At 55.5% G+C, this 16883-nt stretch carries 21 protein-coding genes and 2 tRNA genes; 20 read left to right on the top strand and 3 right to left on the bottom strand.

The annotated features are described in order from the left end of the window. Positions 1 to 35 precede the first annotated feature (35 nt). Positions 36 to 455, top strand: coding sequence for a type II CBASS E2 protein (locus tag AC0TNJ_RS15430; RefSeq protein WP_473771578.1), 420 nt, complete (start codon positions 36 to 38; stop codon positions 453 to 455). Between the two features lie 597 nt (positions 456 to 1052). Here AC0TNJ_RS15430 and AC0TNJ_RS15425 read toward each other — a convergent pair. Continuing rightward, complete coding sequence (locus AC0TNJ_RS15425) at positions 1053 to 1361, bottom strand: hypothetical protein (RefSeq protein ID WP_473771577.1); 309 nt, start codon at positions 1359 to 1361, stop codon at positions 1053 to 1055. Positions 1362 to 1611: 250 nt separating this feature from the next. On the opposite strand from AC0TNJ_RS15425, the gene AC0TNJ_RS15420 reads away from it, so the two are divergent. The 8 genes from AC0TNJ_RS15420 to AC0TNJ_RS15385 all read left to right on the top strand — a co-directional run bounded on the left by AC0TNJ_RS15420 (position 1612) and on the right by AC0TNJ_RS15385 (position 8738). Further along, the gene (locus AC0TNJ_RS15420) at positions 1612 to 1848 is read left to right on the top strand and encodes a helix-turn-helix domain-containing protein (protein WP_473771576.1); all 237 of its coding nucleotides are present in this window, start codon (positions 1612 to 1614) and stop codon (positions 1846 to 1848) included. 215 nt (positions 1849 to 2063) lie between these two features. Then, the gene (locus tag AC0TNJ_RS15415) at positions 2064 to 2753 is read left to right on the top strand and encodes a PDDEXK family nuclease (RefSeq protein ID WP_473771575.1); all 690 of its coding nucleotides are present in this window, start codon (positions 2064 to 2066) and stop codon (positions 2751 to 2753) included. Then, positions 2750 to 4870 carry a transposase gene (locus tag AC0TNJ_RS15410; RefSeq protein ID WP_473771574.1) on the top strand — a complete coding sequence of 707 codons (2121 nt, stop codon included), beginning with the start codon at positions 2750 to 2752 and terminating at the stop codon, positions 4868 to 4870. Before AC0TNJ_RS15415 ends, AC0TNJ_RS15410 begins: the two co-directional genes overlap by 4 nt. Further along, the gene (locus AC0TNJ_RS15405; protein WP_473771573.1) at positions 4863 to 5813 is read left to right on the top strand and encodes a TniB family NTP-binding protein; all 951 of its coding nucleotides are present in this window, start codon (positions 4863 to 4865) and stop codon (positions 5811 to 5813) included. The genes AC0TNJ_RS15410 and AC0TNJ_RS15405 overlap by 8 nt, the downstream gene beginning before the upstream one ends. Continuing rightward, positions 5810 to 7630 carry a TniQ family protein gene (locus AC0TNJ_RS15400; RefSeq protein WP_473771572.1) on the top strand — a complete coding sequence of 607 codons (1821 nt, stop codon included), beginning with the start codon at positions 5810 to 5812 and terminating at the stop codon, positions 7628 to 7630. The genes AC0TNJ_RS15405 and AC0TNJ_RS15400 overlap by 4 nt, the downstream gene beginning before the upstream one ends. 104 nt (positions 7631 to 7734) lie before the next feature. Then, positions 7735 to 7974: a FitA-like ribbon-helix-helix domain-containing protein gene (locus tag AC0TNJ_RS15395; protein WP_473771571.1), complete on the top strand. Its 240-nt coding sequence runs from the start codon at positions 7735 to 7737 to the stop codon at positions 7972 to 7974. Beyond that, positions 7971 to 8411 (top strand): PIN domain-containing protein, encoded by a 441-nt coding sequence (locus AC0TNJ_RS15390; protein WP_473771570.1) that lies wholly within the window; start codon positions 7971 to 7973, stop codon positions 8409 to 8411. Before AC0TNJ_RS15395 ends, AC0TNJ_RS15390 begins: the two co-directional genes overlap by 4 nt. 72 nt (positions 8412 to 8483) lie before the next feature. Continuing rightward, on the top strand, positions 8484 to 8738 hold the full coding sequence (locus AC0TNJ_RS15385) for a type II toxin-antitoxin system VapB family antitoxin (protein WP_473771569.1): 255 nt from the start codon (positions 8484 to 8486) through the stop codon (positions 8736 to 8738). A 268-nt stretch (positions 8739 to 9006) separates the two neighbouring features. On the opposite strand, the gene AC0TNJ_RS15380 is transcribed toward AC0TNJ_RS15385, so the two are convergent. Continuing rightward, positions 9007 to 9810, bottom strand: coding sequence for a DUF2189 domain-containing protein (locus tag AC0TNJ_RS15380; protein ID WP_473771568.1), 804 nt, complete (start codon positions 9808 to 9810; stop codon positions 9007 to 9009). 291 nt (positions 9811 to 10101) lie between these two features. Between AC0TNJ_RS15380 and AC0TNJ_RS15375 the strand changes: the two genes are divergently transcribed. Then, the gene (locus AC0TNJ_RS15375) at positions 10102 to 10227 is read left to right on the top strand and encodes a hypothetical protein (protein WP_006465979.1); all 126 of its coding nucleotides are present in this window, start codon (positions 10102 to 10104) and stop codon (positions 10225 to 10227) included. A gap of 182 nt (positions 10228 to 10409) precedes the next feature. Here the strand turns inward: AC0TNJ_RS15375 and AC0TNJ_RS15370 are convergent. Beyond that, positions 10410 to 10484 (bottom strand) — tRNA-Thr (locus AC0TNJ_RS15370). Positions 10485 to 10631: 147 nt separating this feature from the next. Between AC0TNJ_RS15370 and AC0TNJ_RS15365 the strand changes: the two genes are divergently transcribed. The 10 genes from AC0TNJ_RS15365 (at position 10632) to AC0TNJ_RS15320 (ending at position 16750) form a co-directional block, all read left to right on the top strand. After that, the gene (locus AC0TNJ_RS15365; RefSeq protein ID WP_122000699.1) at positions 10632 to 10811 is read left to right on the top strand and encodes a hypothetical protein; all 180 of its coding nucleotides are present in this window, start codon (positions 10632 to 10634) and stop codon (positions 10809 to 10811) included. Between the two features lie 215 nt (positions 10812 to 11026). Further along, a complete protein-coding gene (murA, locus tag AC0TNJ_RS15360; RefSeq protein ID WP_122000700.1) occupies positions 11027 to 12319 on the top strand; it encodes a UDP-N-acetylglucosamine 1-carboxyvinyltransferase in 1293 nt (430 codons plus the stop codon). Between the two features lie 189 nt (positions 12320 to 12508). Next, positions 12509 to 12949 carry a DUF2948 family protein gene (locus tag AC0TNJ_RS15355; protein ID WP_122000701.1) on the top strand — a complete coding sequence of 147 codons (441 nt, stop codon included), beginning with the start codon at positions 12509 to 12511 and terminating at the stop codon, positions 12947 to 12949. A 73-nt stretch (positions 12950 to 13022) separates the two neighbouring features. Next, a complete protein-coding gene (gene hisD, locus AC0TNJ_RS15350; RefSeq protein ID WP_473771567.1) occupies positions 13023 to 14315 on the top strand; it encodes a histidinol dehydrogenase in 1293 nt (430 codons plus the stop codon). A gap of 6 nt (positions 14316 to 14321) precedes the next feature. Next, entirely contained in the window at positions 14322 to 14804 is a 483-nt protein-coding gene (locus AC0TNJ_RS15345; protein WP_104754647.1) for a UPF0262 family protein, read from the top strand. 6 nt (positions 14805 to 14810) lie between these two features. Beyond that, positions 14811 to 15296: an arsenate-mycothiol transferase ArsC gene (locus tag AC0TNJ_RS15340; protein WP_473771566.1), complete on the top strand. Its 486-nt coding sequence runs from the start codon at positions 14811 to 14813 to the stop codon at positions 15294 to 15296. Between the two features lie 114 nt (positions 15297 to 15410). Then, the gene (gene infA / locus AC0TNJ_RS15335; RefSeq protein WP_002965531.1) at positions 15411 to 15629 is read left to right on the top strand and encodes a translation initiation factor IF-1; all 219 of its coding nucleotides are present in this window, start codon (positions 15411 to 15413) and stop codon (positions 15627 to 15629) included. Between the two features lie 28 nt (positions 15630 to 15657). Continuing rightward, a complete protein-coding gene (locus AC0TNJ_RS15330) occupies positions 15658 to 16284 on the top strand; it encodes a Maf-like protein (RefSeq protein WP_122000703.1) in 627 nt (208 codons plus the stop codon). A 9-nt stretch (positions 16285 to 16293) separates the two neighbouring features. Beyond that, positions 16294 to 16503, top strand: coding sequence for a DNA gyrase inhibitor YacG (gene yacG, locus AC0TNJ_RS15325; protein WP_473771565.1), 210 nt, complete (start codon positions 16294 to 16296; stop codon positions 16501 to 16503). A gap of 171 nt (positions 16504 to 16674) precedes the next feature. Continuing rightward, positions 16675 to 16750 (top strand) — tRNA-Phe (locus tag AC0TNJ_RS15320). Positions 16751 to 16883: the final 133 nt, after the last annotated feature.

Below are 16883 nucleotides of genomic sequence, written 5' to 3'. Positions count from 1 at the left end.
GCGGAAGCCGTGACCTAACGCCAGCGCAACAGTTTATGTTCCTGCGCACCAGTCCCATTTGCACGGGAACAGGACAACTGCACGCGGTTGGCTTGACCTGGGACTATCGCGATCGACCTACACCTCTCAGCCGCGAGTATTCTATACGGGTCTCATTCCAGCGAGGTGAAGCGCCCAGCGTGTTTGTCTTGGCGCCCAACCTTTCGGATCTGGCAGGTGGGCGACAACTTCCACATGTTTATCACAATCCCCTGCGTCTTTGCCTTACCTTGCCAGGCGCACGTGAATGGACCAGCTCTATGCGGATCGATCAAACATTTGTGCCGTGGACGACAACTTGGCTCTACTATTTCGAAGAGTGGCTGACCTCAGACGACTGGAAGGGCGGCGGAGTACATCCAAACAGTGAAGATCCGGGACGACGGAGTCGGCATATTCGACGCGCCTTGCGTTAATCGACAATGGAACCCGGAGCAGCTGGTCACTGACTATCCGGATTCTCATCTGTGAGAAAGGGGCGCGCGTGTTTAGCTCGCTTCCACTCAGAAAACTAATGTACCCCAGTCTATCAAGGGTTTCAAATCTTCATCATGTGTTCGAGCACACGACAACGGGTGCCACATGGCCAGTCTCGCGATGACCTTAGAGGGCAGATGCTCGCAGATGGAAAATTCAGTCCACGTGAGCGAAGGCTTGAAAGAGCACGCGCCGATACCTCCGATCCTACTTAACTGCTATAGTCGAGTAGCATGTTATTTTGCGTGAACTGCCCGCAATGAGCGGCGAAAAAGTCGGCAAGGAGAAAAAGTGGCACGTTTTCAGTGCGCAGTATGTTCGTTTGATGATCATGCCACTTGGGCAGGGGAGCTTGTTTGCCCGCGCTGTGGCAGTACGACTGGGGTTCGCGCGGCGATCGGGATGGAAGAAATGACTGATCGCGAAGCAGAGGCGTTGGCAGCTCTGGCTGCTCAATGGTCTGAGGACGGTGACGATGCAGAGTAATCCACCACTGACATAACTCCCAGAGGCCGCCCCTCTGCTTATGGGCGCAACTATAGTCCGGTGGCACCGTCCTCTTGAGTTCGTATCGCACGTTTATATGCGATGTACTGATCGCCGTGTTCGAAGACCTCATCCATCGTCATGACACCATGGTTTTCAAGCGCGGAGAGAAACTCCTCGAAAGGGCCAAGTTCATTGCCTGAACCACGCATAATAGCCAGACTTCCTCGATGATCGTCGCCAATCATCGCCTGGCAATGGCGTGAAAATACATGCAAGTCGCCGGTTTTATAGAACCTTTCGATCACGGCCTCGGCTTGCTCGCGAGTGGTAACAACGTCAGGTACGGTATTCTGCATGGCCCACTTCTTTCTAAACCTATATGTATATTGAAGGCGGTTTTGCAAATTTAGCATCGAATGGTCGTAGATTTTCGCTGGAAACGCATCGGCTTTCAATCTGAAAAATATCCACAGAATTTTAGTTATATAAATTATACCGCAGTATAATTTACTGGGTTCACTGTATTTCTTCGCTTGAATATCCGAAATTAATCGCCGTAATTTACCTTTTAACCAATCCGCGAGATCCAATAATAAAGGGTCTATCATGTACGTTGACATTGAACGTCACGACGGGATCAAACGCCGCCTGCGTGCAAAGGGCATAACTTTCACCCAGATTGCCGAAGAGCTCGGCATTACAAGTGTTGCCATCACAAGAGTTTGCCAGGGGCACGGTCGATCAGAGCGCGTCCAGTGCGCCATTGCTCGCAAACTCGACACCGCACCCCACGAGCTATGGCCCGACAGATATACACATAAGGAGGATCAGATGAAAAAGTGACGGAAACCTCATAAGGGAACGACCCCGGAAGCAGGAACTTCCGAGGCCGTTAAGAAATATCGATTTGCTGTCGATAATTCTTTTTCCCCCTATCCGAACAAAGAGTCAAGTCTGCCCGCCGCATTCGGCGGCGGGAGGCCCTTTTGTTAACTCACAGGACAGGAGGCGTCTGATGACAATGGCTGCTGATGCTGTCGTTGTCAGACGGGAACAACATGAATCACGAAATTACGAACTCTTTTCGTTTTCCACGCCCAAGCCGGTCGACCCGGCACATATCACCGAGATCCAGAGCAAGCCTGCGTGGAGCACTGGTAGCTCAGCTACCGGCGGATCGGCATCCAAGACGTATCGTTTTCGAGAGCAAGCTGGAGCAGCGCGTTCTTCATGTGTTGCTGGCACGGCCTGATATCAAGGATATCTGGGATCAGCCGCCTGCTATCACTTATCGCGCTGAAGACGGACGGGAAAAGCGTCACGTCTTCGATTATCTTGCAACGTTCACGAGTGGGCGACGGGTCGCGATCGTCGTTAAGCCCGCTCATCGTGCCGCGAGACCAAGTTTCCGAAACGAGTTCCAATTAATCCGGGCCTCGACGAGCGTCGCGTTTGCCCACGATGTTATCCTGGTCACAGACCAATCGTTTAACCCGGCCGACGCACGCAACGCAGCCCGGCTCCACGAGTTTCGGCGTGTCTCCGATCCAGAAGCAGATACCTGCGTCCGGAACATCATTGCGACCCTTACAGGTGAAACGACGATCGCCGATGTGGTTTCCAGCAGTGGTCTGGGTGGGCGCGGCTTTCGTGCCGTTTTCCGTGCGATCTATTCCGGCATCGTCCAAGCACTTGATGAAGGGGATATTGAGACAACGACCCGTATAGCCAGGGGGATTGCGCAATGACCATCCGTTTCAGGCTCTCTCAAACTGACTGCATCAGCATTAACGGCACCGATCATTTTCTCCACAGCCAGGACGAAACCGGTGTCACGCTATGGCGCATCGATGAGAGCGCAACGTGCTTATCCTACACTCACGAACAATTGGTCAGGCTGCTCGCATCACCAGAGGTAAAGTACAAGCGGGGATTCTACTCGTCCGGACAAGCGGCCCTCCGGCTGCGGTGCGATCATCAATATCTCAATACGCTCAATCCGGACAAACGTGCGGAGTTGCTGTGGAAGGCAGCATATTGCCAAGCTTTTTTAGAGGTAGAGGCCAAGGGTGACGCTTGCCGGACAGAAGAGTCCATACATTCCGCTCTTCCCCAGATGTCGGTACTGGTCAATGCCAGAGAAACAGAACGGCAGACCGCCGAACGAACGAACCTGGCTGCTGTAAAAGTTACACACCGCCTTCCTCCCTCCGCATCGACCCTGCGAAAATGGATCCGCAAGTTCGAAGCATGCGGGCATAGTCCGCTCGGCTTCTTGCGCAAGAGGCACAACGTTCCGACGTACACCCGAAAATTTTCGGTGGAGGCGGATAGGCTCCTCGCGAATTGCACCTCTGGTTATCTCTCCCGCAACGAACCGACTGTGAAGGAGATCATCAAAGAAACCCAGGGCAGGTTCAAAGAGGAGAACAGGGCCCGCGCAACAGTTGGTCTTTCACCTTTCCAGATACCTTCCGGTCGCACCATTCGTCGCCGGATTGCTGCCTTCGATCCCTTCGAAGTTGTCGCTCAAAGAAAGGGACTAGAGGCCGCAAAGCGGAAATTCTCGTTCTATGAGAATGGTGTTGCTGCCAGCCATCCGCTCGAGCGCATCGAGATGGACGAGTGGCAGATCGACGTGGCTTCACTTTTCGGCAACTCTGGCGCGCTTGATCCTTTGAAACAACAGGATCGGGCTCGGTTCGAAGTGGGCAGGCGATGGGCCTACGTTGCAATCGATTGCGCCACGCGATGCATCCTGTCGTTTCGGATCGCCGCCAATCCCTCAGCCCAAGACGCCATCCGGGCTCTGGAGTTGATAACGCTGGACAAAACGCCAATCGCACAAGCCGCCGGCTGCGAATCCCCGTGGAATTATTGTGGTGGCGTTGGCTCTATTGTTACCGATCAGGGTTCAGCGTTCACTTCCGTCGAATTTTGTACGGCTGTTACGGATCTGGGCGCCACACGTGAGGCACCACCGGCCGGTGTTCCAAAACTTCGTTCAAGAATAGAGCGCGTTTTCAGGACATTCGGTCAACAACTGGCCCCGATGTTAATCGGGCGCACCTTCTCAAACCCACAGGAGCGCGGCGACTATCCGTCAGAGCAATGGGCATCACTGACGGACGATGAGCTTGCTGCAATATTCACCGCATTCATTGTCGACATATATCACAACACACCTCATTCGGGCCTCAAGGGCGAAACGCCTGCGAATGCCTGGAAGCGTCTTAGCGCAGAGCAAGGAGTTACCGCGCCACCTGACGCGAACTGCCGACGGGTAGTTTTCGGCATACCTCTGACCAGAAAAATCGGCAGGCATGGCATTCTGGCCCTGGGAATTCACTACACTTGCCCCGAGCTTCAGAAGGCACTGTTGACCGGCCATCCTCGCGAGATTCAGGTTCGGATGGATCCTCACGATCTAACGTACATTTCAGTCTGCCTTAACGAGAACTGGTACCCTGCCGAGGCAGTGCCAAAGGTCGTTTGGGGGGTATCCCTCGTTGAATGGCAGACGATCGTGCGTGATCTGCGGACCAAACACCGCAATGAAGCTGTTCTGACAGAAGAGGTTATTCAGCGGGCCCGCGATAGGATCAGGGCGATCGATCAGCGCGCCAGAGATTTGATGCGCATACAGCCGACTACGCTGACTGCTGCTGATCTCAAGCGATACGAGCACGACCTGTACCTCGGGTTGCGGATTAAACCAGCTACCGAGCTATCCAGCGAACCGCCAGTCCAGATCGACGACCTACTTCGCGATCCGAGCCATGAGCAGTCCGAACCTCCGGCAAACGACGAGTCCAGTTCGCCAGAGCCGCAAAAGAAAAAACCATGGAAGCTGTCCGATGACTGACCGGCAGACAGAAATAGCTCACCGCATTGTCGCCCTTCGGCAGATCTTTGCTCACCATGATGCATACCAGCAGGCGGAGGAGCAGTTTCAACTGCTCCTCGACCGGCGTCGCGCCGAGCTCGCAGCTGGCGTCGTGATGGAGGCGAGAGGTATCGCAATCATCGGAGCTTCAGGGTCCGGAAAAACCACGGCGGTTGCCAGGCTTTTGTCACATACACCCGATCTCGTTGTCGATAATCCTCACGGGCCGCGTCAGGACGTCGTCAGCTTCCAGGTTCCAGCACCTGCAACGCTGAAATTCGTAGGGCAAACGGCACTGGAAGCACTGGGCTATCCCCTCAAGCGGGACAGGACCGAGATGATTATCTGGGGATTGGTAAGACAACACCTACGGGCTCGGGAGACCCTTTTCCTCCATCTTGACGAGGCTCAGGATTTGTTGAGCCATCAAACCCCTAAGATGATGCAGTCCGTCGTCCGGACCTTGAAGTCCCTGATGCAAACCAGGGACTGGCCAGTGGGTATAATCCTGTCAGGCATGCCCGACCTGAAGGAGCTGCTCAATCATGACCCTCAACTTGCCCGGCGATTTTATCCAATCGAATTTCCGAGGCTGCATGCGGATATCGATGGCGAGCAGGTTGTACTCACAACTATTTCCTATGCAGATCGAGCGAGACTGACAGTAAACCGTCAGCTGGATCATCGCTTTGCGGCGCGGCTCATCCACGCTGCAGATGGCGAGTTCGGCCTCGTTATCGAGCTGATCATTGGATCTATTGAGGAAGCACTTTTGTCCAATGACGAGGTACTCGATTGCGAACATTTTGCCGGCGCTTTTCGGCGTCGGTCAGGTTGTGTGAATGCCCTCAATCCATTCATCGCAGAGGATTTTGAGCGAATCGATGCGAGGATGCTGCTTCCAAGGTCGGCCCTGCCATGAGTGCGCGGTCATTAGCCCTGACCTGCGATCTTGCAGAGCGGGAGACGCCGACATCTTTTGCGGCTCGCCTCGCGATCAGGAACATGTCAGGCGGCGCACAAGAATTTTGTCGAGACATGGGGTTGGACTGGAAGGCCCTGATCCGTGGAGAGACAACAGAAATTTTCCGCTTGGCTGGTTTAGCAAGAGCAGATGAATCCGCCTTGCAACGAAATGCATTCAAGATACTCAGCCATGGTCATCTACGAATAGGTTGTGAAGAGGTAAGAGCCGCGTCTCTGCTTCGTGCGCAAATCCGCGTTTGTCCGATATGTTTGGTTGAACGGGTCGCAGCTCATGGTTTCGTCGGAGCCTACCGTCCTGCTGACTGGCAGTTTTTGTCGATCCGGACCTGCGCGTGTCATGGAGTTCCGTTGATACGGCTCCCATCTGAACCCGCCCCAATGCAGAACTACGACTTCGGCTTCATCATTCAGAAGAACTGGGCGAAGATCGAGGAAACAGCGCCAAAAGTCCCCCGATGGAAACCCTCAAACTTGGAACACTATCTCCGAAAACGGCTTAGCGGTTGGAGGGGCCAACGCTGGATCGACCACATGCCATTATCAATCATCGCCAAGGCTGCAGAAGTCCTCGGAGCCAGAGTGGAGTTTGGACCCAGTATCACTGCAAATGCTCTTGGCGAGGAACAATGGCACCACGTGGGGAACTGCGGGTTCGATATTCTATATAACGGACCCGATTGCCTTCGGCGTGCTCTATTCGATCTGATGGGTAAGTTTGAAGGAGGAAGCGGATTTCATAACCGCGACCTTGGCATTTTTTACATATGGCTGAACCGTGCCCGTCGCTATCCGGGTATTGAAACAATAAGGAATCTCGTACTTGACCACATCGTACAGAATTACCCGCTTGAGCCCGGCGTAATGGTTCTCGGCCGGCGTATTGAACAACCACGTTGCGTCACCTGGACAAACGCAAGGCGCAGGCTCGGCGTTCGGCGGGAACGGATGACCTATCTGGTTGGCGATTTGACAGGCTCCGCAAACACCCCCGGAAGCAAGCCAATGAGTCTGACATCTCAGCAGATCGATGCCTTGCAGGCGAAGATGAACGACATGATCTCCATAACCGACGCAGGGAAAATTCTAGGCTGTGAATACGCGTTGGTCGTGCGCTTCGTGGAAAACGGCGTGTTAAGCCGTTGGGGTGAAGCTTCGACAAGGCCCTATCTTTCCAGAGCGGAAGTTGAAGCGCTAGTTGCTCCTGTTCGAAAGCTGGATGGCGCAAGCCACGCGCTGAATTTGAAGCCCATGGAGAGGATTTGCGTAATCACCAAGGCGAAAGCCCATGAAATCTATAAATGTTTTCTGGAGGGCAAACTCAAAACTGCCTTTCGCGACACGACAAAGGCCGGGCTTCGGTCGTTACTGCTAGACCCTGTGGAGGTGAAGTTCAGCCTTCCGGTTCAAGATAAAACCGACCCGACTATACTGGACGTAGTGGCAAGGTTAAAAACGAACGCCAAGACCCTCCGTTATCTCGCACAAAGTGGTGAACTCCGGATTTATCGGGCACGCGATGCCACCACGCGAGGTATGCAAAGCTACGTCGGTGAAGATGAGCTTCGACAATTCCAAGCAAGATTCATGACCATCGGCGAGGTGAGCGATTTTTTTGCCATGCATTCGGGGCCGCTATCCGTCAAGCTCGATGCCTTGGGACTTCGCCCGAGAAGAGTGCCTGCGCGCGTTAGTCGGATTTATCAGCGAGCAGACATTGAGCGACTCTCAACTTCATCTTGGCGAAAGCTTTGAAAGCAAACCTGAATAGTCGCGCGCGCGGTGGCCAGGCACCCGGCTCGTACTCAACTCCGAGACCGCGGATCATCCGCGCAACGCCGCAACCGAGGGAAAAAGACATGACTACTCTGACTATCCGAAACGTTCCTACCTCCGTGCATTCCAGCCTTCGCCGCATAGCCAAGAAGCATCACCGCAGCCTCGAGGCCGAAATTCGGGCCATTCTTACCTCCATCGCAGCCGCCGAAATGGGTCAAGGGCTCGGGCAGCAACTTCGTGCCCAGTTTTCTGACGTCTACGGTGACGAACTTTCAGAATTGCGGGATCAGTCGCCGGTGGAAGGAGCAGTCTTCAAATGATCATTCTCGATACCGATGTCATTTCAGAAATGCAGAAAGTTGACCCAGACCCAAACGTCATAGCCTGGCTCGACACTCTCGATTCAACGACGACCTATATCACCGCCATCACCGTGACCGAATTGCTCATCAGAATTGAAAGGCTACCTTCAGGGAAACGTCGGACCGCTCTGGCTGAAGCTGTCGACAGGGTTATTAATAGCGATTTCAAGGACCGCATCCTGGCATTTGATGCGGCGTCCGCTTCAATTTTCGGACACCTGGTCGCCGCTGCAGAAAGTTCCGGGTTCGCAGTCGGCTTCTCAAACGGGGCGGTGGCTGCCATTGCTCGAGCTAACAAATCCTGCACCGTCGCAACCCGCAATGAAACGGCGTTTGCTGCAATGCGGATCGAAACGATCAATCCTTGGGCCGAGCGGATGCAACTGCCAGCTTGATCAATCGACATTGCCGGGTTTGTCCAAGCTACGCGGTGATGTAACGTAGGCTAGACGCTTGGAGCTGCTCAAATGGTACTGCATATTCGCAATCCGGAGGCCGATAGGCTTGCACGAGAGCTTGCGCGCATTGACCGCACAAGCATCACCGATGCTGTAATCGTCGCTCTTCGAGAAACCATCCGCAACCGGATAGGCCAGAAAGCGCCATGGGAGACAGCACAAAAGATTCTTGCCAAACATGGCCAATCTTTCCCGCAAGATCGAAAGCCCGTTCCTCCAGAAGCCTATCACGAGCTTGATCACGATCTGACGGATGACGAATAGTTTTCGTCAACAGGCACCGCTGTGCCAAAAATCCTGATGCCAAAAACCTATTGTGAGGTACGCCTTTTCCGGATCGCGAACGCCTTTATTATTTCAAGGGCAAAATCTCGTGGCAAAAAGGGCAAAATATCTGAAACCAGTTAAATTTGACATGTTTGTTTTCAATGACTTAGAATAACCTCAAGGGCCAAAATTCGTGTCATTCGACACCATAAGAATTTGAATTTATTTGGCTATTTCCGACAAGGAAATTTGTCTTCCTCCATTGTCACCCCAATGGAATTGCGACCGTCTTTCGATAGAGATGCCATGTCGCGTGCCCAAGGATGGGCAGGACCAACGCCAATCCGGCAAACATCGTGGCAAATCCCACGACCAGCATCGCGGTCACGATTGCCGCCCAAAGCAGCGCCTCCAGGGGATTGCGAGATACCACGCGCAATGATGTGGCGATTGCCGCCGCCGCACCGCAATCCCGATCAAGCAGCATCGGGAAGGTGACGATCGTCAGGCACAGGACAACGATTGCAAAAAGCAAGCCAATGCCGCAGCCGGCGAAAATCAGGCTACGCCCCTCTTCCGTCGATGACACTTGATTCATCAGCATCGAGAAGCTGTCGGGCGGCATGGGTCCGAAATAGTGAACATAGAGATTTTGAGCCACCAGCAGCCACGCAATGAAGATTGCGAAAAGGAAGGAGCCGACGGCCACGATGGACGGCAATGCCGGGGAGTGGCTGACGTCGAAAGCGCGCCTCCAACTGGCGTCCAGTTTCTCCTCGCGGCGCCTGCTCATTTCATAAAGCGGCAAGGCGGCAACTGGCCCGATCAGGGCAAATCCGGACATCAGGGGAAACAGAAGCGGCAGAGCGTTCGCGTTCGTGCTCCAATAGGTGATGAACAATCCGGCCAGCGGATATATCAGACAAAGAAAAACATAATGCGATGGCTTCGCCCAGAAATCGTCGAAACCCAAACGCAGGGCGTCGAATACATCCGCCATCTGGATGCGTTTGACTTCCGGGTAAAAGGCTGTTTGGTCCCGACCTGCAATCACATGAAACTGTGCCATGACGTTCCTCCTGCGGGTTAGGCAGTCCTGACGGCAGGGCGGCGGTCAGGACAGGCCTGCACGCAATTTCCGGCTTTGAGAAGCCTGACGATGAGACAGGCAGTATACATCGAAAAGACCGGCTGCGAAAGGAAAACGGCCTGGCAGGATCGAGCCCGCTTGAACGAATACCACATGCGCACGACCCGGCGCTTTCCAAACGTCAAAGAGATCAACCAAATATGATCTGTTCATCGAACCGCGATGTGCTACTGCCACTCACGGAAAACAGCAGCTCAGGAATGTAGTTAAATGGAATGGATCCCTATTGGCTTGATGGCATTCAAGGTTATCGTGTTGGGCGTGGCCATGTTCTTTGCCATCAAGTTTCATTATGATGAGGGCAAGAAGAAGAAAAACAAGGAAGGCGGGACGTAAGCGCCTGCAAAAGCCAGAAGATCACCGTTCGATTTGATCGAACGGCTGGAGCAGATCAGCCTTTGAGAACGGATAAAGGACAGGCAGCGCCAGATTTGTGCCGCCAACGCAGGCCAGCGCGCATCTGTTCTTCATCCCTCGACAGGGTGAAATCAAATTTGCCTTGAATGTCCGGGGAATAATGGTGCTGCGAGAGAGGATTGAACTCTCGACCTCTCCCTTACCAAGGGAGTGCTCTACCACTGAGCTACCGCAGCAATCTCTTGAGTGCGGCGGACTTCTGCCACATCATTACGCAAATCGCAAGCAAGCAATTGCATTTCTTTGCACATAATGTGGAAATCTGTCGGAGACGCATTTGAAAGCCGCTTTTCCGGCCCTTTTTCCCGTAGTAGAAGACCGTCATGAGCGAAAATACGACCAACAAAGAGAAACAAATCCAATCAGACCAGCGCAAAAAGCGCCGCGCTGAGGAGTTGCGCGCGAATCTGATGCGCCGCAAGGCGCAATCGCGCTCGCGCCGCGCAGGCGAAGCCGACGAGCGAAACGACGGCATTACCGCCGCCAGCGACAAGACCGATTGAGAATCACGGCAACAAAGCCTTCCTTGAAGATAGGGAGGCTCTGCGGTAAAAGCTTACTTCCGTTCTTCGCAGCGATATCGTCCTATTGTGATTCGTATTTGACGTAATTTGGCCGCAAGACTCGTAATTTCATGACGCAACGCCACCGCGCCGCAAGGGCTGCCGGGTTTGGTGAAATTTATCGGGCAAGGCATCGGCCCAGAAGGTGACACAGCATGGATCGCATCAAAATCGTCGGCGGCAACAAGCTCAACGGCATCATTCCGATCTCCGGCGCCAAAAACGCCGCCCTGCCGTTGATGATCGCCTCGCTTCTGACCGACGATACGCTGACGCTCGAAAACGTGCCGCATCTGGCCGATGTCGAGCAGTTGATCCGCATCCTCAGCAATCACGGCGTCGATTATTCTGTGAACGGGCGTCGCGAGCACCAGAACGGCGCCTATTCGCGCACCATTCATTTCACCGCCCGCAACATCGTCGACACGACGGCTCCTTATGAACTCGTTTCGAAGATGCGCGCGAGCTTCTGGGTGATCGGCCCGCTTCTGGCGCGCACCGGCGAGGCAACCGTGTCGCTGCCGGGCGGCTGCGCCATCGGCACCCGTCCCGTCGACCTGCTGCTGGAATCCCTCCAGGCGCTGGGCGCGGAAATCGACATTGAAAACGGCTATGCCAAGGCGCGCGCGCCGAAGGGCGGCCTTGTCGGCGCACGCTACAGCTTTCCGAAAGTCTCGGTCGGCGCAACCCATGTCATGCTGATGGCGGCGGCTCTCGCCAAGGGTGAGACCATCATCGAAAATGCGGCCCGCGAGCCGGAAGTCGTCAATCTCGCCGACTGCCTCAATGCGATGGGCGCAAAGATCACCGGCGCGGGCACCAGCACCATCCATGTGGAAGGCGTGACCAGCCTTTCGGGCGCACGCGTTCGCGTCATTCCCGACCGTATCGAAACCGGCACCTATGCGATGGCGGTCGCGATGACCGGCGGCGACGTGCTTCTGGAAGGCGCGCAGGAAAGCCTGCTGTCATCGGCGCTGGACACGCTGCGTCTGGCCGGTGCCGAGATCACCGAGACCAATAGCGGCCTTCGCGTGGTGCGCAACGGCCATGGCATCCAGCCTGTCGATGTCACCACCGACCCCTTCCCCGGCTTCCCGACCGACTTGCAGGCGCAGTTCATGGGCCTGATGACCAAGGCGAAGGGAACGTCGCGCATCACGGAAACCATTTTTGAAAACCGCTTCATGCATGTGCAGGAACTGGCGCGTCTTGGCGCAAAAATTTCCCTGTCCGGCCAGACCGCAACCGTTGAAGGCGTCGAGCGCCTGAAGGGTGCGCAGGTGATGGCAACGGATCTGCGTGCATCGGTTTCCCTGGTGATCGCGGGCCTCGCCGCCGAGGGCGAAACCATGGTCAATCGCGTTTATCATCTGGATCGCGGCTTCGAGCGACTGGAAGAGAAGCTGTCGCGCTGCGGCGCGATGGTGGAACGCATCAGCGGTTGATGTGATCAGCCGGAGTGACGTTCGTTGCTCCGGCTTTTTTCTGGCTGACGTTATTTGAACAGCGACGGGTTTGAAAAGCCTGTCGATTTTTTTGTTTTGACATGCCAAGTTGATAACCGGCCCGGCGGGTGATTGATTTTCTTCCCGCCGGAGCAGTTATTGACCGACAACGGAAAGCGGTGCTGGAGTATGGATATGTTGAAGCTTGTGGCGCTGGATGAGGAGGACTTGCAGGTCCTTTCCGCTCATCTTCAGGACGCGGTTTTGAAAGTATCCGACCTTCAATATCTCGCCAACGAAAAGCGTTTCATCCTGACGGCAAACCGTTTTGTCTGGGAAGAAAGCAAGCCGAGATTCCTGCGCAAGCCGCAATATCAGCGCCGACGCACCGCCCTGCATTTCAACCGTGTGATTGCGGCGAAGGCGACCGGCATCGACCGCCAGAAGCCCGAAGACGTGCTTTCCCTGATGGCCATTCAGTTCACCGCCGGTGAAACGCCGGCAGGTACAATAGAACTGACTTTTTCGGCAAATGCGGCTATCCGTCTTGAAGTGGAATGTATTGAGGCGCAAATGACGGACCTTGGCGCGGCATGGGAAACGGAATCGCTTCCCCGCCATAACGTCTGAGAGCAGGTTCTGCACAACCGTCATTCGTCAGCCGGATACGAGGTCCGGCAAGCATATTTGAAGGAACAGAAGCGTGGTCAAGACGCTCAGACAAACCGATCCCGATTTCGAGAATAATTTCGCGACGTTTCTGGCAGGCAAGCGCGAGGCATCGGAAGATGTCGATCGCGCGGCGCGGGAAATTGTCGACCGTGTGCGCCGGGAAGGCGACAGCGCGCTGATCGATTATTCCCGCCGCTTCGACCGGATCGATCTCGAAAAAACCGGCATCGCGGTCACCGAGGCTGAAATCGACGCAGCCTTCAAAACCGCGCCCGCATCCACAATTGAAGCGCTGAAACTCGCGCATGAGCGCATCGAAAAGCACCATGCGCGGCAATTGCCGAAGGATGACCGTTATACCGATGCGCTGGGCGTCGAGCTCGGCTCGCGCTGGACGGCTATCGAGGCCGTGGGGCTTTATGTTCCGGGCGGCACGGCAAGCTATCCAAGTTCCGTGCTGATGAATGCTGTTCCCGCCAAGGTGGCGGGCGTGGAACGCATCGTCATGGTGGTTCCGGCACCCGATGGCATTCTCAATCCACTGGTTCTGGTGGCAGCGCGGCTCGCCGGTGTTTCCGAGATTTACCGTGTCGGCGGCGCGCAGGCTGTCGCGGCGCTTGCCTATGGCACCGAAACAATCAAGCCCGTCGCCAAGATCGTCGGCCCCGGCAATGCCTATGTTGCTGCCGCCAAGCGCATCGTGTTCGGCACGGTCGGCATCGACATGATCGCAGGCCCGTCCGAGGTTCTGGTCATTGCCGACAGGGACAACAATCCCGACTGGATCGCCGCTGACCTGCTCGCCCAGGCAGAACACGATACCGCCGCGCAGTCGATCCTCATGACCAATGATGAAGCGCTGGCGATAGCGGTGGAGGAGGCCGTCGAACGCCAGCTCCGCACTCTGCCGCGCGTAGAAACCGCAGCCGCAAGCTGGCGCGATTTCGGGGCCGTCATTCTGGTCGAGGATTTCGAGGCAGCCATTCCGCTTGCCAATCGCATTGCAGCCGAGCATCTGGAAATCGCCACCGCCGATCCGGAAGCCTTGCTGCCGAAAATCCGCAATGCAGGATCGATCTTCATCGGCGGCTATACGCCGGAAGTGATCGGCGATTATGTCGGCGGCTGCAACCACGTTCTGCCGACGGCGCGCTCGGCGCGTTTCTCATCGGGCCTGTCCGTCCTCGATTACATGAAGCGCACGTCGCTTCTCAAACTCGGCCCCGATCAACTGCGCGTGCTTGGGCCCGCGGCAATCGAAATTGCCCGCGCCGAAGGCCTTGATGCCCATGCGCAGTCTGTCGCCATCCGGCTGAACCTATGAGGTGACATGACCGCCGGTGTTCCAAATGCCCGCCTTGTTGACGTCGAGCTCGATGAATCCATCGGGCGTTCGACGCCTGACGTCGAGCATGAACGCGCGGTGGCCATTTTTGACCTTATCGAGGAGAACTCCTTCCACCCGATCGGTGACGATACGGGCGGGCCTTATCGCCTGAAGCTTTCGCTGATGGAATCACGGCTGATTTTCGCCATCGCACGGGAAACCGGCGAGGATGTCGCAACCCATATTCTCTCGCTCACACCGCTGCGCCGCGTGGTGCGCGATTATTTCATGATTTGCGAAAGCTACTATCAGGCCATCCGCTCGGCCACGCCAAGCAAGATCGAGGCAATCGACATGGGGCGGCGCGGCCTGCACAATGAAGGATCGCAAACCCTGCAAGCGCGGTTAAAGGGCAAGATCGAGGTTGATTTCAACACCGCCCGACGGCTTTTCACACTTGTCTGCGTTTTGCACTGGAGGGGCTGATCATCGATGATCGTCGCCGATGGACCTCCCGTAACGCTTAGCGAAACTGACAAGGAAGATCATAAACGACGCCTGCCCACGTCGCTGCTTTTCGTCTGCGGCAAGAATGCAATTCGTTCGCCAATTGCGGAATTACTTGCAAGAAAAGCCTTGCCACCCAATATCTATGTGGCGTCGGCGGGCGTGAAACGGGGCGAGCGCGATCCGTTTGTCGATGCCGTGCTTCAGGAAGAGGGTCTCTCGCTCGACAACCGGCAGCCGCGCGGCCTCGAAGAACTGGCGGATGGCTATTTCGACCTGATCGTAACGCTGACGCCGCTTGCCCATCACACCGTTCTGGAACGCATGCGCGGCTTCTCGGTTGACGTGGAATATTGGCCGACGCCGGACCCGACTTTGGTAACCGGCAGCAGAAGCCAGATCATGGCGGCCTATCGCGATGTGCGTGACCGCCTGAAGCGTCAGATCATGCACCGTTTTGGCGAGCAATAAGTTCGCCGAATTCCGTTGTTCACAAATGCCGCCTAATCATATAGGTTCCGCGCAAATTCAGACCTAAAGACCGCTCGAGAGCGGCATTTTACCGAAGAAAGAAACAGGTATCGCATGGCGAAAGAAGAAGTCCTCGAATTTCCGGGTGTTGTTACGGAACTGCTGCCCAATGCTATGTTCCGCGTGAAGCTCGAAAACGAACATGAAATCATCGCCCACACGGCGGGCCGCATGCGCAAGAATCGCATCCGCGTTCTGGCCGGTGACAAGGTTCTGGTTGAAATGACCCCTTACGACCTGACCAAGGGCCGCATCACCTACCGCTTCAAGTAAGCAATCCGTTCCGGGAAATGTCTATTCGATGAGCGCGCAACACAAGCTGGTTCTTGCCTCCGGTTCTCCACGCAGGATCGAGCTTCTGGGGCAGGCAGGCATCGAACCGGACCATATCCATCCGGCCGATATTGACGAAACGCCGCAGCGTGGCGAACATCCGCGCTCGCTGGCGAAGCGTCTGTCGCGGGAAAAGGCGCGCAAGGCGCAGGAACAGTTGAAGGACGATGCGAATTTCGCCAGCGCCTTCATTCTCGCCGCCGACACGGTGGTGGCGGTTGGCCGGCGCATTCTGCCCAAGACCGAGATCGCAGACGAAGCGCGGGAATGCCTGCGCCTGCTTTCGGGACGCACGCACAAGGTCTTCACAGGGGTGAGCCTCGTCCTGCCGAACGGCAATCTGCGCCAGACACTGGTTGAAACGCGGCTTCGCTTCGAACGCCTTTCCCGCCAGCAGATGGATGCCTATCTCTCGTCGGGCGAATGGCGCGGCAAGGCGGGCGGCTATGCCATCCAGGGACTGGCCGGCAGTTTTGTCGTGAAGCTGGTTGGCTCCTATACGAATGTGGTGGGGTTGCCGCTGCAGGAGACCACGAGCCTGCTGAGCGATGTCGATTATCCGGTTTACGCCAACTGGAACAGCGGAAAAGTCTGAAGAACAGCCATGGACGACAAGAAGGACATATCAGCCGGTGGACGCGTGACGCCATTGCGTCCGACGCGTCCCTGCCCGGAATGCGGAAAACCTTCAACGCGCGAATCCTATCCCTTCTGTTCGCCCCGGTGTAAAAGCATTGACCTCAATCGCTGGCTGTCCGGCAGCTATGTGCTGCCCGGAAAGCCGATCGATGAAGAGGAAGAAGAAGGGAACTAAGCCTCTTCCAAACCATTTTCCTGCAATAAAATCAGCTATTTATCGAAACTGTGAGAAAAGCTGATAAAAATTGCGATACGGTGCTGGACAGCGCGAAATTTAATGCTATAACCCACCCACTTCCGGCGGGAACCAACACCGCCCTGAACGAGCAAATCGCTTGTTACGGATGCCCGGATAGCTCAGTTGGTAGAGCAGCGGATTGAAAATCCGCGTGTCGGTGGTTCGAATCCGCCTCCGGGCACCATTTTGATTTACTTAGGTAATCTGACAAAAATCCTCCTTAAAAATCAGGCCTTGAAATTGCGCCGTGGTAGCACACTGGTAGCATCGCTAGTTTTCTGGATTCTGCGATAGCGAGCTTTTGCAGCGAAAAGCAG

The organism is Ochrobactrum sp. PL_is483 (genome assembly GCF_055816855.1).
The sequence above is the reverse complement of the archived record's forward strand: the minus strand, read 5'-3'. Positions and strand labels throughout refer to the sequence as shown.

What these genes read in the sequence shown, in the direction of transcription:
- AC0TNJ_RS15430 (WP_473771578.1), top strand. Translation starts at nt 36, where the DNA reads ATGTTCCTGCGCACCAGTCCCATTTGCACGGGAACAGGACAACTGCAC.
- AC0TNJ_RS15425 (WP_473771577.1), bottom strand. Translation starts at nt 1,361, where the DNA reads ATGCAGAATACCGTACCTGACGTTGTTACCACTCGCGAGCAAGCCGAG.
- AC0TNJ_RS15420 (WP_473771576.1), top strand. Translation starts at nt 1,612, where the DNA reads ATGTACGTTGACATTGAACGTCACGACGGGATCAAACGCCGCCTGCGT.
- AC0TNJ_RS15415 (WP_473771575.1), top strand. Translation starts at nt 2,064, where the DNA reads ATGAATCACGAAATTACGAACTCTTTTCGTTTTCCACGCCCAAGCCGG.
- AC0TNJ_RS15410 (WP_473771574.1), top strand. Translation starts at nt 2,750, where the DNA reads ATGACCATCCGTTTCAGGCTCTCTCAAACTGACTGCATCAGCATTAAC.
- AC0TNJ_RS15405 (WP_473771573.1), top strand. Translation starts at nt 4,863, where the DNA reads ATGACTGACCGGCAGACAGAAATAGCTCACCGCATTGTCGCCCTTCGG.
- AC0TNJ_RS15400 (WP_473771572.1), top strand. Translation starts at nt 5,810, where the DNA reads ATGAGTGCGCGGTCATTAGCCCTGACCTGCGATCTTGCAGAGCGGGAG.
- AC0TNJ_RS15395 (WP_473771571.1), top strand. Translation starts at nt 7,735, where the DNA reads ATGACTACTCTGACTATCCGAAACGTTCCTACCTCCGTGCATTCCAGC.
- AC0TNJ_RS15390 (WP_473771570.1), top strand. Translation starts at nt 7,971, where the DNA reads ATGATCATTCTCGATACCGATGTCATTTCAGAAATGCAGAAAGTTGAC.
- AC0TNJ_RS15385 (WP_473771569.1), top strand. Translation starts at nt 8,484, where the DNA reads ATGGTACTGCATATTCGCAATCCGGAGGCCGATAGGCTTGCACGAGAG.
- AC0TNJ_RS15380 (WP_473771568.1), bottom strand. Translation starts at nt 9,810, where the DNA reads ATGGCACAGTTTCATGTGATTGCAGGTCGGGACCAAACAGCCTTTTAC.
- AC0TNJ_RS15375 (WP_006465979.1), top strand. Translation starts at nt 10,102, where the DNA reads ATGGAATGGATCCCTATTGGCTTGATGGCATTCAAGGTTATCGTGTTG.
- AC0TNJ_RS15365 (WP_122000699.1), top strand. Translation starts at nt 10,632, where the DNA reads ATGAGCGAAAATACGACCAACAAAGAGAAACAAATCCAATCAGACCAG.
- murA (WP_122000700.1), top strand. Translation starts at nt 11,027, where the DNA reads ATGGATCGCATCAAAATCGTCGGCGGCAACAAGCTCAACGGCATCATT.
- AC0TNJ_RS15355 (WP_122000701.1), top strand. Translation starts at nt 12,509, where the DNA reads ATGGATATGTTGAAGCTTGTGGCGCTGGATGAGGAGGACTTGCAGGTC.
- AC0TNJ_RS15345 (WP_104754647.1), top strand. Translation starts at nt 14,322, where the DNA reads ATGACCGCCGGTGTTCCAAATGCCCGCCTTGTTGACGTCGAGCTCGAT.
- AC0TNJ_RS15340 (WP_473771566.1), top strand. Translation starts at nt 14,811, where the DNA reads ATGATCGTCGCCGATGGACCTCCCGTAACGCTTAGCGAAACTGACAAG.
- infA (WP_002965531.1), top strand. Translation starts at nt 15,411, where the DNA reads ATGGCGAAAGAAGAAGTCCTCGAATTTCCGGGTGTTGTTACGGAACTG.
- AC0TNJ_RS15330 (WP_122000703.1), top strand. Translation starts at nt 15,658, where the DNA reads ATGAGCGCGCAACACAAGCTGGTTCTTGCCTCCGGTTCTCCACGCAGG.
- yacG (WP_473771565.1), top strand. Translation starts at nt 16,294, where the DNA reads ATGGACGACAAGAAGGACATATCAGCCGGTGGACGCGTGACGCCATTG.